Raw genomic sequence first — 12,222 nt, forward strand, 5'->3', positions numbered from 1 at the left:
TCCCCGGCCTAAGGGCCGGGGATTCCTGCCACGGTCGGCTGACCGTCTCGGTGGGTTCCTGCTTCTTCGCGCTGCGCCGGAACATGTTCCGGTCTTACCCGCGCTCGACAGGCTGTCACCGCCAGTCCGGCGGCCATGGCGACGTTGACCGCCGCGTTGATGTCCCGGTCCAGGACGGCCCCGCACGCCCCGCACGTCCACGCGCGAACGCCGAGGGGCTTGGGTCCGTCCTGGACACCGCAGTGCGAGCAGAGCTGCGAGGTCGGCTCGAAGCGGCCTATTTTGTGGAAGGCCCGCCCATAACGGGCGGCCTTGTACTCCAGCATGGTCACGAACTGCGACCATCCCGCGTCGTGCACGGACTTGGCCAGGCGAGTGCGGGCGAGCCCCTTGACCGCCAGGTCCTCCACGGCTACCGCTTGATTCTCGCGGATCACCTTCGTGGAGAGCTGGTGGTGGAACTCACGCCGCGCATCCGCCACACGCCCATGAGCGCGGGCGACCTTGACACGGGCCTTCTCGCGGTTCTTCGACCCCTTCGCCTTGCGGCTCAGGGCCTGTTGCGCCTTCTTCAGTCGCTTCTCGGCACGGCGCAGGAAGCGCGGGCTGTCGATCTTCGTGCCGTCGGAGAGGATCGCGAAGTGGGTCAGTCCGAGGTCGATGCCGACGACGGCGTCCGTCTCCGGCATCCGGGTCAGGTCGTCGGCCGGGTCGGTCTCCACCACGAACGAGGCGAAGTACCGTCCGGAGGCGTCCTGGACCACGGTCACCGTGGATGGCACCGACGGCAGGCGGCGGGACCACTTCACCCGCACATCGCCGATCTTCGGCAATGCCAGGTCACCGCCCGTGGTGACCGACCAACGGGCGTTCGCGGTGAACCGGATCGCCTGCCGGTGGTCCTTCCGCGACTTGAGGCGCGGTGCGCCCATGCGCAGACGCTTGCCCTTCAAACCGTCGAAGAAGTTCCGGTAGGCGGCGTCCAGGTCCCGCAGCGACTGTTGCAACACCACGGCAGACACCTCGCCGAGCCAGGAACGCTCCGGGGTCTTCTTCGCCTCCGTCAACGCCTTCGACAACACGCCGGACGGCACGAACGGCAGCCCGGCCGCGCGGGCGTCCTCACGGGTCCGCAACGCGTCGTTGTACACCACCCGCGCACACCCGAACGCACGGGCCAGCGCGCAACGCTGAGGCCCGTTCGGATAGAGCCGGAAGGAGTACCGAAGCTGCACGTTGACCAACCTATCCGGCGCCACTGACAACAGTGCGGGAAGGTGCGAACGTGCACGTCACGGCAGGATCCAGAATCGCTTCACCACCGGGCCAAAGCCCGGTGCACTGCGATGAGATCCGGTAGCGGCGGGGCGGCCGACGGCGGGGCCCGGTGGCGATGCGGTTCGCCACCGGGCCCCGCCGTGCTTCCGGTCTCGCGGGTGCTCGAGGTCTCAGCGGTACTTACGGCCTCAGCTGTGCTGCCGGTCCCAGCCGTGCCAACGGCTTCAGCGGTACTCGCGCAGCCGGGGCCGGACGCCCGCCACGGTGAGGCCGAGCGCCACCGCCAGCACGGCCGCCCCCAACCCGGCCGTCGTGCCGTCGAGTTCGCCGTCGGTCTCCTCGACCGCCTCGTCCATCGCCCGGCCGTTGACCGCGACGGTGTCCCCGATCGCGGCACTCAGCTGCCCGAAGTCGTAGTTGGACTGGCCCTGCGACAGCCCGGTGTTGAGCGTCACCGCCTCCTTGATCCGCCCGGCGGCGCGCAGCTCGCGGATCCTCCGGTCGTCCTGCTGGTACTGCTGGAAGGCGGTCAGCACCCGCTCCGCGGCCTCCTGTTCGCCGGGGAAGGTGACGTTGCGCAGCTCGGTGCCGAGGAAACCGCCGAACGGCACCACCGCGTGGTCGGTGCGGTGCGCGTCGGCGGCCGCCGCCAGCCGGGAGTTGTAGGCGTCGAGGGTGGCGCCGTCGAAGCGGGCGATCGCCTGGGCCTTGTCGAGGAAGCTCTGCTCGTACGCGGCCGCGCGGGCCGGGTCGGCGAGGTAGCGGCTCTCGTCGGCGTTCAGGTCGAAGGCGACGGCGCGGGCGCGGCTGAGCGCGATCACCGAGTCGTAGGCGTTGCTCTTGGCGGTGACCAGGTTGTCCTCGGCGAGGCTCGCCAGGTGCAGCCCGACCAGCAGGGTGATGCCGGTGAGCAGGGTGACGGCGGCCAGCGCCGGGTTCAGCACCCGGTGGTAGCGCAGCGCGAGGACGCGCTGGAGGCCGAGCAGCGCGGCGAGCGTGAGCAGGCCGAGGCCGAGCAGCCACCACCAGCCGCTGTCCAGGGCGCCCCGGCGGTCGTCGTAGACCTGGTCGACGACGGCCTCGTTGGCGGCGGTCACCTGGTCGGCGGCGGGCAGCAGCTGCTGCCGCAGCAGGTCGGTGGCCTGCCGGTAGGCGGCCAGGGCGGCCTCCGAGGGCTGGCCGGCCGGCGCCTTGGCCTGCTCCTCCAGCAGCTGGGCGCGGGCCACCAGGGCCTCGTAGCTGCCGAGCTGGCCGAGCACCAGGCGGACGGCGCGCTGTCCGGCCGGGTCGTCGGCCGCGGCCTCGGCGGCCTGCTGGAGATCGTTGTCGGCCTGGGTGCGGCGCTGTTCGTAGGTGTCCAGGGTCTGCCGGTGCAGCGCGGTGTAGTCGGAGTCGGCGCCGATCAGCAGCAGGTTGGCGGCCTGGGCGTCCATGTCGCTGAGCGCGAAGTAGAGGTCGGCGGCGCGGGTGGCCTGCGGGGCGGCCCGGTGGCCGATGGTGTCGGTGCCGTCCCGGGCCCCGCCGAGGACGGTGGTGGCGGTGGCGCCGAGGCCGATCAGGGTGGCCAGGCTCAGCGCGGTGAGGCCGCGGACCAGCCGGGGGGTGGTCCAGTAGGCGCGGGTGCCGGCCGCCCGTACGCCCTGGCCGAGCCGGGCGAGCGGGCCGTCGGCGAGCCGGTGGGTGAGGGCCCGCGGGGCGGGCCCGGCTGGGGCCGGGTCGGGATCCACCTCCCCCGCCGGGTCCGTCTCCCCCGAGGTGGCTGTTGCGCCCGCTGTCGAGGTGGTCATCGTCGTCCGTCCCTTTCCCCCGTGGCCCGTGCCGCCCGGGCCTCGTGGAGGAACCGGGGCGGGGCCGTTGCTCTCGCCGGGCGCGGCCGGTGCCGCGCCCCGACGATGAGACGCCCGCGGACGCCACTTGGACCCCGCCGGGCGCCGATCTTGACGACTTCTTAGCGGCCGGCTTTCCGTCCGGGGGCTGGGCGTCCCGGCCGCGGGCCGGTCAGAGCCAGTTGCGGCGCTTGAACACCAGGTACAGCCCGGTGCAGACCAGCGCCATCAGCCCGATCGCGAAGGGGTAGCCGAACGCCCACTGGAGCTCCGGCATGGTCTCGAAGTTCATGCCGTACACGGTGCCGATCAGGGTCGGCGCGAAGAGGATGGCCGCCCAGGAGGAGATCTTCTTGATCTCGTCGTTCTGCGCGTGCCCGGCCTCGGCGAGCTGCTTCATCTCCTCGTTCTGCCGCTGCGAGACCAGCGTCGCGTTGACGGTGAGGATGTTCTGCAGCATCTGCCGGAAGCCGTCCACCCGCTCGGCGGCGTAGGTGGCGTGGTCGGCGACGTCGCGCAGGTAGCGCTGGAGCTCGTTGTCGGTGCCGTACTTGCCGAAGCCCGCCTCCAGGCTCTTCATGATCTCCAGCAGCGGCCGGGTGGCCCGCTGCAGTTCGATCACCTCGCGGGACAGCTCGTAGATGCGCCGGGACACCTGCGGGTCGCCGCCGAACACCTCGGTCTCGATCTCGTCGATGTCGTGCTGCAACCCGGCGATGACCGGCGCGTAGCCGTCCACCACGGCGTCCAGGACGGCGTACAGCACCGCCTCCGGGCCGAGCGCCAGCAGGTCCGGGTCGGCCTCCAGGCGGCGGCGCACCGCCGAGAGGTCCGGGGCCTGGGAGTGCCGGACGGTGAGCACGAAGTCGGGGCCGACGAAGAGGTGGATCTCGCCGAAGTCGACCTCCTCCGCCTCGTCCAGGTAGCGGGCCGCGCGCAGCACCACGAACAGCGTGTCGCCGTAGCGCTCCAGCTTCGGCCGCTGGTGGGCGACGATGGCGTCCTCGACGGCCAGCTCGTGCAGGTTGAACCGGTCGGCGGCCTCCAGCAGCTGCGCCTCGGCCGGGCGGTACAGGCCGATCCAGGCCATCGTGTCGGGCCGGCCCGGCAGGTCGCGGTAGATGTCGGCGAGGCTGACCGGCGCCGCGTCGATCCGGCGACCGTCCCGGTAGACGGCCGCGTCGACCACCGAGCGTTCCAGCGTGACCGGCTCGACCGGCTGGTCGGGCCGCGGGTCCATCGAGTGCTCGGGCGCCGGCAGCGCGTCGGCGTGCCGCCCGGCGGCGGTGGCGGGACGGGAGAACGGACGCTTGCTCGCGCGCACGGCGCGCACACGCCAGTCGGACATGGCGGGGTACCTCCACGGTGGGGTGCCCGGCCGCCGGTGCGGGGCACGGCGGGCCGGGGGCGCCCGGCCGCCCGCCACCCGCACGGCGCGACCGCCGCGGCCGGAGCCGCCCCACCGAGCGGGGTCAGCGCCGCACGGGAGCCGTACGGGAGGAGGTGTGCCGGGTGCCGCGGATGCTGCGGGACGACCGGGGGCGGGGCCGACTTCGGCCCGGACTACTGCACTCCACGGCTCTCACCTCCTCGCCTCCGCGCCCGCACACCGGAAGAGGTGCCTGCACAACCTCGTCGAGTCTAGTACCCACCCGCTCGGGCTTCCCACCGGGATCTCGGCCCGCGACCGCCGCGCCGGGTTGCGCACCGGGTTGCGCACCGGACCCGCGCGCGCCGGGATCGGCGTGCGGAACCGGGTCCGGAAGCACGCCGGGATCGGCGTCGGGGCCCGCGTTGGGAACCACGCCGGGATCCACGTCTGGAACCCGCGTCGGGATCCGCGTCCGGATCCGCGCCGTCAAGGGCGGTACGGGCGTGGCACATTCGTCGAGGTGCGGCGATTACGGCGGCACCCCCGGCCAACTACGCTACGTGGCATGACTTCTTCGGAAAGGCCCCCCGGGCGGGGCACGGCGGTGGTGATCGGCGGCGGGCTGGCCGGGACGGTGGCGGCCTGGGCGTTGCGCGGGATCGCCGAGCGGATCGTGGTGGTCGAACGGGACCGCTACCCGGCGGAACCGGCGTTCCGGGCCGGGGTGCCGCAGGGCCGTCACGCCCACCTGGTGCTGGAGGCCGGGCACCGGGCGCTGGAGGAGCTGATGCCCGGCATCAAGCAGGAGCTCACCGACGCCGGCGCCAACCGGGTCGCCGTCTCGGGTGATCTGCGCTGGCTCAGCTCGGCCGGGTGGATGGCCGAGTACCCGGCGCAGCTGGCCTTCCTCTCCTGCACCCGGCCGGTGCTCGACAAGGTGGTGCTGGACCGGGTCCGCACCGAACCCTCGATCGAGTTCCTGGAGGGCGTCGACGTGGTCGGCCTGCTCGGCTCGGCCGGCGCGGTGACCGGTGTCAAGGTGCGCGACCGCGGCCCGGAGCGCGGCGAAGTCCGCGAGATCCCGGCCGAGTTGGTGGTGGACGCGGCCGGGCGCTCGACCCCGCTGCCCGGCTGGCTGGCCGAACTCGGCTGCCAGCCGGCGCCCGAGGAGCGGGTCGACGCGGGCGTCGCGTACTCCTCCCGGCTGTTCCACCGCCCGGCCGGCGCCGACTTCGGGTACCGGGCGATCTACCTCCAGACCAAGGCACCCGACGCCCCCCGACTGGGCGTCATGCTGCCGGTCGAGGGCGACCGTTGGATCGTCAGCGTCGCCGGCATGCGCGGCGCCGAACCCGAGCCGGGCGAGGCCGGGTTCACCAAGCAGCTGACCATGCTGCGCGACCCGAGCCTGCGCGAGGCGCTGCTGGACGCCGAACCGGCCGGCGAGGTCCGCGGCTTCGTCCCCGGCCCCGGCGTCCGGCGCCACTACGAACGCCGCGCCCCGGAGGGCCTGGTGGTGGTCGGCGACGCCGCGAGCACCTTCAACCCGGTGTACGGCCAGGGCATCACCGTCGCCCTGTTCTGCGCCCAGGCGCTGCGCCGCACCGCCCTGCGCCACGGCGGCATCGGCCACGCCACCGCGCGGGACGCCCGCCGCGAGGTCGCCCGCGCCTCGAAGAACCCCTGGGTGATGTCCAGCTCCGAGGACGCCCGCTTCGCCGCCACCACCGGCGGCCCGGCCGGCGCCCTGCTCAAGGTCCAGCACCGCTTCCTCGACAAGGTCCTCGCCGCCGCCGCCCACAACCCCCAGGTCACCGCGGCCTTCCACGAGGTGATGTCCCTCGTCGCCCCGCCCACCCTGCTCTTCCGGCCCTCGCTCCTGGCCGCCATCCTCCGCGGCTGACCCCGGACACGCCCCCGCCCCGCCGGGCTACCGGCGGGGCGGGGGTCGGAGGCGGGGTCAAACGGAGTTCCGGACCCCCCCCCGGATCGGCCCGCCGTCAACGAAATCCCAGGACGAAGCGAAGCATGGGGGACACCGGTGCGCCGCTCCCTGCCTTCAGCTTCGGGGGTCGGGTACCGCGGCGTACGGAACGAAGGTGCTGGTGCGCTCGTCGACGGCGAGCGGCCGGCCGATGGCCGGGGCGGAGCGCTGCGGGCAGGTGGGGCGTTCGCAGACCTTGCAGCCGAGGCCGATCGGGGTGGCGGCGCTCTCGTCGCCGAGGTCCAGGCCGGCCGAGTACACCAGCCGTCCGGCGTGGCGGATCTCACAGCCGAGGCCGATCGCGAAGGTCTTGCCGGGCCTCCCCCAGCCGCCGGGTGAGCGGGTGACGGCGCGGGCGGTCCAGAGGTAGCGGCGGCCGTCGGGCATGGCGGCGACCTGGACGTGGACCCGGCCGGGGGCGGCGAAGGCGTCGTAGACGTTCCAGAGCGGGCAGGTGCCGCCGGTGCGGGAGAAGTGGAAGGCGGTGGCGGACTGCCGCTTGGAGACGTTCCCGGCCCGGTCGACGCGTACGAAGGAGAAGGGCACCCCGCGCAGGCCGGAGCGCTGGAGGGTGCTGAGGCGGTGGCAGACGGTCTCGTAGCCGACGCCGAAGTGGTCGGCGAGGTGCTCGATGTCGTAGCGCGCCGACTCCGCCTGGCTGTGGAAGGCGGTGTAGGGCAGGACGAGGGCGGCGGCGAAGTAGTTGGCCAGTCCGATCCGGGTGAGGGAGAACGCGGTGGAGCCCTCCGGGCTGTCCTGAGCAGCGAGTTCGGACAGCAGTGAGTCGTGTTCCAGGTAGGCCAGCTGGGTGGCCATCCGGAAGGCCTGCTGGCCGGGGCGCAGCCGGTCCGACAGGTGCAGGGTCCGGGTCTGCTCGTCGTACCGGTGCAGCTGTCCGCTTCCGGTGCCGATCCGGACCTGGTGCGTGGTGGCGAGCCGTTCGGCCAGCGCCTCCCCGACCCCGCCGCGCCTCAGCCCGATGCCGTCCGCCAACTCCTCGGCCGCGGTGTCGAGTTCGTGGAGGTAGTTCTGGCGGCGGTAGAAGAACTCGCGGACCTGTTCGTGCGGAGTGCGGGCGTCGGCCCCGGGGCCGCGGTCCCCGGCGAGGACGGCGAGTTGCTCGGCCGCGTCGCGTCGGCCGCGGGAAAGGTCCGTCAGCAGCCGTGCCACGGCGGGCAGTCGGGCGGCCAGCTCGTCGAGGTCGCCTGCGGTGACCCGTCCGACGGTGATCTCCTCTCCGAGCGTGTCCCGCAGTTCGGCGGTGAGCCGGGCGCTGTCCGGCGGGGCGAAGTAGCCGGCCTCGACCCCGAAGGCCTCGGTGAGGCGCAGCAGGACGGGCACGGTGAGCGGGCGGGCGTCGTGCTCCAGTTGGTTGAGGTAGCTGGGCGAGAGGTCGAGCAGCCGAGCGAGGGCGGCCTGGCTGAGGCCGCGTTCCTCGCGCAGGCGGCGCAGTCGGGCGCCGGCGAAGGCCTTTCCCATGGTGTCGTTCTCCCCGCTGTGTGCATCGGCTGACCAGTCGGCGCGGGCAGCCTAACCGCAGAACGGCCGGTCCGACGTTCGCAACCTTCGCAGATTCGCTGATGATCGTTCGCAGAACTTGGCAGTGGTCCACCGGTGACGACGGCCCGGCGAGCTGCCAGAGTCGGTGGTGCGGCCGGGAGGTGCGCAGGACAGCCGGGAAAGCGCAGGTCGGTCGCGAACCTGACGGGCTGTCCGGGCATCCACGTCCTGCGGTGTTCCACCGCCGCCCGGCACCGCCCGGCCGCCCACTCGCCCTCACGGTGAGTCGCGTCACACCCTTCGCAAACGAGCACCCCTGGGGAGCAGACCCATGACTCAGTCGGTTCGGCAGCAGCAGGAGCAGCGCGCGGCGGAGCTCGCCGCCCGGTGGGCTTCCGACCCCCGGTGGGCGGGCATCGAGCGCACCTACACGGCGGCCGACGTGGTGCGGCTGTCGGGCACGGTGCGCGAGGAGCACACCCTGGCCCGGCGCGGCGCCGAGCGCCTGTGGCGGCAGCTGCACGAACTGGACTACGTCCACGCCCTCGGCGCGCTCACCGGCGGCCAGGCCGTGCAGATGGTGAAGGCCGGGCTTCAGGCGGTCTACCTGTCCGGCTGGCAGGTCGCGGCCGACGCCAACCAGGCCGGGCAGACCTACCCCGACCAGAGCCTCTACCCCGCGAACTCCGTTCCCCAGGTGGTCCGCAGGATCAACAACGCACTGCTGCGCGCCGACGAGATCGACGCCGCGGAGGGCAACGACGGCCCGGACTGGCTGGTGCCGATCGTCGCCGACGCCGAGGCCGGCTTCGGCGGCCCGCTGAACGCCTTCGAACTCACCAAGGGCATGATCGCGGCCGGCGCGGCGGGCATCCACTACGAGGACCAGCTCGCCTCGGAGAAGAAGTGCGGCCACCTCGGCGGCAAGGTGCTCGTCCCCACCGCCCAGCACATCCGCACCCTCAACTCCGCCCGCTTGGCCGCCGACATCGCCGACGTGCCGACCCTGATCGTGGCCCGCACCGACGCGCTCGCCGCCAGCCTGCTCACCAGCGACGTGGACGAGCGCGACGCCCGCTTCTGCACCGGCGAGCACACCGCCGAGGGCTTCCACCGGGTCGAGCCCGGCATGGCCCCGGTCATCTCCCGCGGCCTCGCCTTCGCGCCGTACGCGGACCTGATCTGGGTGGAGACCGGCACCCCGGACCTGGCGCAGGCCCGCGAGTTCGCCGAGGCGATCAAGGCCGAGTACCCGGACAAGATGCTGGCGTACAACTGCTCGCCGTCCTTCAACTGGAAGGCCGCGCTGGACGACGACCGGATCGCCAAGTTCCAGCGGGAGCTGGGTGCGATGGGCTACCGCTTCCAGTTCATCACGCTGGCCGGCTTCCACGCGCTCAACCACTCGATGTTCCAGCTCGCCCGCGGCTACGCCGAGCACGGCATGACCGCCTACGTCGACCTCCAGGAGGCCGAGTTCGCGGCCGTGCCGGACGGCTACACCGCGGTGAAGCACCAGCGCGAGGTCGGCACCGGCTACTTCGACCTGGTCTCCACCGCGCTCAACCCGAACGCCGAGACCCTCGCCCTGACCGGCTCGACCGAGGCCGAGCAGTTCCACTGAGCCACCCCGGCGGCCTCGTTGGGGACGAGCCGCCTTCCACCCAGCGCCCCGGGGCCTCGTTGAGGGGCGAGGCCCCGGGCGCCTCCCACCCGCCTCCTGGAGAACCGGATGAGCCAGCCCAGCCGCATCGAGATCCTCGGAGCACACGAGGACCGCTTCGACGAGATCCTCACCCCCGAGGCACTCGCCTTCCTTGCCCGCCTGCACGACCGGTTCGCAGACCGTCGCACCGAGCTGCTCCACGAACGCGGCCGCCGCACCGCCGCGCTGGCCGCCGGTGGCACCCTGGACTTCCTCCCGGAGACCCGCGCCATCCGCGAGGACCCCACCTGGCGGGTGGCCGGCGCCGGCCCCGGCCTCGCCGACCGCCGGGTGGAGATCACCGGCCCGCCCGAGCGCCGGATGACCGTCAACGCGCTCAACTCCGGCGCCAAGGTGTGGCTGGCCGACTTCGAGGACGCCACCTCCCCCACCTGGCACAACCTCGTCACCGGTCAGCTCAACCTGCTCGACGCGATCGAGCGCCGGATCGACGACACCACGCCGGAGGGCAGGCGGTACTACATCGGGGACGACCCGGCCACCATCGTGGTCCGCCCCCGCGGCTGGCACCTGGACGAGCAGCACCTTTCGATCGACGGCCGCCCGGCCGTCGGCGCCCTGGTCGACTTCGGCCTCTACCTCTTCCACTGCGGCCGACCGCAGATCGCGGCCGGTTCCGGCACGTACTTCTACCTGCCCAAGCTGGAGAACCACCTGGAAGCCCGGCTCTGGAACGAGGTCTTCACCTTCGCCCAGGCCGAGTTGGGCATCCCGCACGGCACCATCCGCGCCACCGTCCTGATCGAGACCATCACCGCCGCCTTCGAGATGGACGAGATCCTCTACGAGCTGCGCGACCACGCCGCCGGGTTGAATGCCGGCCGCTGGGACTACCTGTTCAGTCTGATCAAGAACTTCGCCCAGCACGGTCCGCGGTTCGTCCTGCCGGACCGCGCTTCCCTCACCATGACGCAGCCCTTCATGCGGGCGTACACCGACCTGCTGGTGCGCACCTGCCACCGCCGCGGCGCCCACGCCATCGGCGGCATGGCCGCCGCCATCCCGCAGCGCGACCCGAAGGCCAACGCCGTCGCGCTGACGAAGGTCCGTGCCGACAAGGAGCGGGAGGCCGGCGACGGCTTCGACGGCTCCTGGGTCGCCCACCCCGGCCTGGTCGCCACCTGCCGCACCGCCTTCGACGCCGTCCTCGGCGACCGCCCGAACCAGCTCGACCGGAGCCGCGAGGACGTCGAGGTCACCGCCGCCGACCTGCTCGGCGTCCACCGGCTGACCGTCGGTCTGCCGAGCGAGCAGGGCCTGCGCTCCAACGTCGCCGTCGCCCTGCGCTATCTGACGGCCTGGCTGGGCGGCTCCGGCGCCGTCGCCGTGTTCGGGCTGATGGAGGACGTCGCCACCGCCGAGATCGCCCGCTGCCAGATCTGGCAGTGGCAGCACCACTGCTCCCGGCTGACCGGCGGCTCGCTCGTCACTCCGGACATGGTGCGGCGCCTGATCGACCGCGAGCGCGCAGACCTGCTCGCGGACGGCACCGATCCGGCGCTGGTGGACGACGCGGTGCGGATCCTGGAGGAGACCGCGCTCGGCGCCGACCTGCCCGCCTTCCTCACCACCGAGGCCTACGCCCGCCACCTCGTGCACACGACCGCCCCGGTGGCCTGACCCGTGCCGACCCGCATCAGCTCTGAAGGGGCAACCGCATGAACGACATCCGCCGCGTGGCCGTCGTCGGCGCCGGGCAGATGGGCTCCGGCATCGCCGAGGTCTTCGCCCGCGCCGGGCTGGACACCGTCGTCTGCGAGGCCGGCCGGGACGCCCTGCGCGCGGCCCGCGCCCGCATCGACCGCTCCCTGCACCGCGCCGTCGACCGGGGCCGGATCACCGAGCAGCAGCGCACCGACGCCTGGGCCCACCTGCTGTTCGCCGACGACCTGGAGGCGCTCGCCGACCGTCAGCTCGTCGTCGAGGCGGTCGTCGAGGACGAACGGGTCAAGACCGAGGTGCTCACCATCCTGGACAAGGTGCTGGTCGCCGAGGACGCCGTGCTGGCCACCAACACCTCGGCCATCCCCGTCACCCGCCTCGGCATCACCACCGGCCGCGCCTCCCAGGTTCTGGGCCTGCACTTCTTCAACCCGGCCCCGGTGATGCCGCTGGTGGAGCTGGTGTCCTCGCTGCACACCGCGCCGACCGTACTGGACCGGGTGGAGGCCTTCGCGACGAACGTCCTCGGCAAGCGCGTCGTCCACTCCCGGGACCGCGCGGGCTTCCTCGTCAACGCCCTGCTCGTGCCGTACCTGCTGTCCGCGATCCGGATGGCCGAGGCCGGGCACGCCAGCCCCGAGGACATCGACGCCGGCATGGTCCACGGCTGCGCCCACCCGATGGGCCCGCTCCAACTCGCCGACCTGATCGGCCTGGACACCGTCGAGGCGATCGCCCGGTCGATGTACGACGAGTACAAGGAGCCGCTCTTCGCACCGCCCCCGCTGCTCTCCCGCATGGTCGAGGCCGGCCTCCTCGGCCGCAAGACCGGTCGCGGCTTCCACACCCACCGGGCAGCCTGACCGAGCACGCC

At 72.9% G+C, this 12,222-nt stretch carries 8 protein-coding genes; 4 read left to right on the forward strand and 4 right to left on the reverse strand.

Going from position 1 to position 12,222, the window contains the following annotated elements; genetic code table 11:
• Positions 1-8: 8 nt before the first annotated feature.
• From ABTY15_RS25650 to ABTY15_RS25660, 3 genes are all read right to left on the reverse strand, one after another.
• Positions 9-1,235: an RNA-guided endonuclease InsQ/TnpB family protein gene (locus ABTY15_RS25650; protein ID WP_350599887.1), complete on the reverse strand. Its 1,227-nt coding sequence runs from the start codon at positions 1,233-1,235 to the stop codon at positions 9-11.
• 267 nt (positions 1,236-1,502) lie between these two features.
• Positions 1,503-3,065 (reverse strand): GlnX family signal transduction membrane protein, encoded by a 1,563-nt coding sequence (locus ABTY15_RS25655; RefSeq protein WP_350599888.1) that lies wholly within the window; start codon positions 3,063-3,065, stop codon positions 1,503-1,505.
• Positions 3,066-3,276: 211 nt separating this feature from the next.
• Positions 3,277-4,452 (reverse strand): magnesium and cobalt transport protein CorA, encoded by a 1,176-nt coding sequence (locus tag ABTY15_RS25660; RefSeq protein WP_350599891.1) that lies wholly within the window; start codon positions 4,450-4,452, stop codon positions 3,277-3,279.
• A gap of 589 nt (positions 4,453-5,041) precedes the next feature.
• Here ABTY15_RS25660 and ABTY15_RS25665 point away from each other — a divergent pair.
• Positions 5,042-6,379 carry an NAD(P)/FAD-dependent oxidoreductase gene (locus tag ABTY15_RS25665; protein WP_350599894.1) on the forward strand — a complete coding sequence of 446 codons (1,338 nt, stop codon included), beginning with the start codon at positions 5,042-5,044 and terminating at the stop codon, positions 6,377-6,379.
• 156 nt (positions 6,380-6,535) lie between these two features.
• Here the strand turns inward: ABTY15_RS25665 and ABTY15_RS25670 are convergent, their stop codons facing one another.
• Positions 6,536-7,939 (reverse strand): short-chain fatty acyl-CoA regulator family protein, encoded by a 1,404-nt coding sequence (locus ABTY15_RS25670; RefSeq protein WP_350599897.1) that lies wholly within the window; start codon positions 7,937-7,939, stop codon positions 6,536-6,538.
• A 352-nt stretch (positions 7,940-8,291) separates the two neighbouring features.
• Between ABTY15_RS25670 and aceA the strand changes: the two genes are divergently transcribed.
• From aceA to ABTY15_RS25685, 3 genes are all read left to right on the forward strand, one after another.
• The gene (aceA, locus tag ABTY15_RS25675; RefSeq protein ID WP_350599900.1) at positions 8,292-9,584 is read left to right on the forward strand and encodes an isocitrate lyase; all 1,293 of its coding nucleotides are present in this window, start codon (positions 8,292-8,294) and stop codon (positions 9,582-9,584) included.
• 108 nt (positions 9,585-9,692) lie between these two features.
• Complete coding sequence (gene aceB, locus ABTY15_RS25680) at positions 9,693-11,306, forward strand: malate synthase A (RefSeq protein ID WP_350599902.1); 1,614 nt, start codon at positions 9,693-9,695, stop codon at positions 11,304-11,306.
• A gap of 38 nt (positions 11,307-11,344) precedes the next feature.
• A complete protein-coding gene (locus tag ABTY15_RS25685; protein ID WP_350599904.1) occupies positions 11,345-12,211 on the forward strand; it encodes a 3-hydroxybutyryl-CoA dehydrogenase in 867 nt (288 codons plus the stop codon).
• The last annotated feature ends 11 nt before the right edge of the window (positions 12,212-12,222 follow it).

This window comes from Kitasatospora sp. NPDC097643 (assembly GCF_040302625.1).
Lineage (GTDB): Bacteria > Actinomycetota > Actinomycetes > Streptomycetales > Streptomycetaceae > Kitasatospora.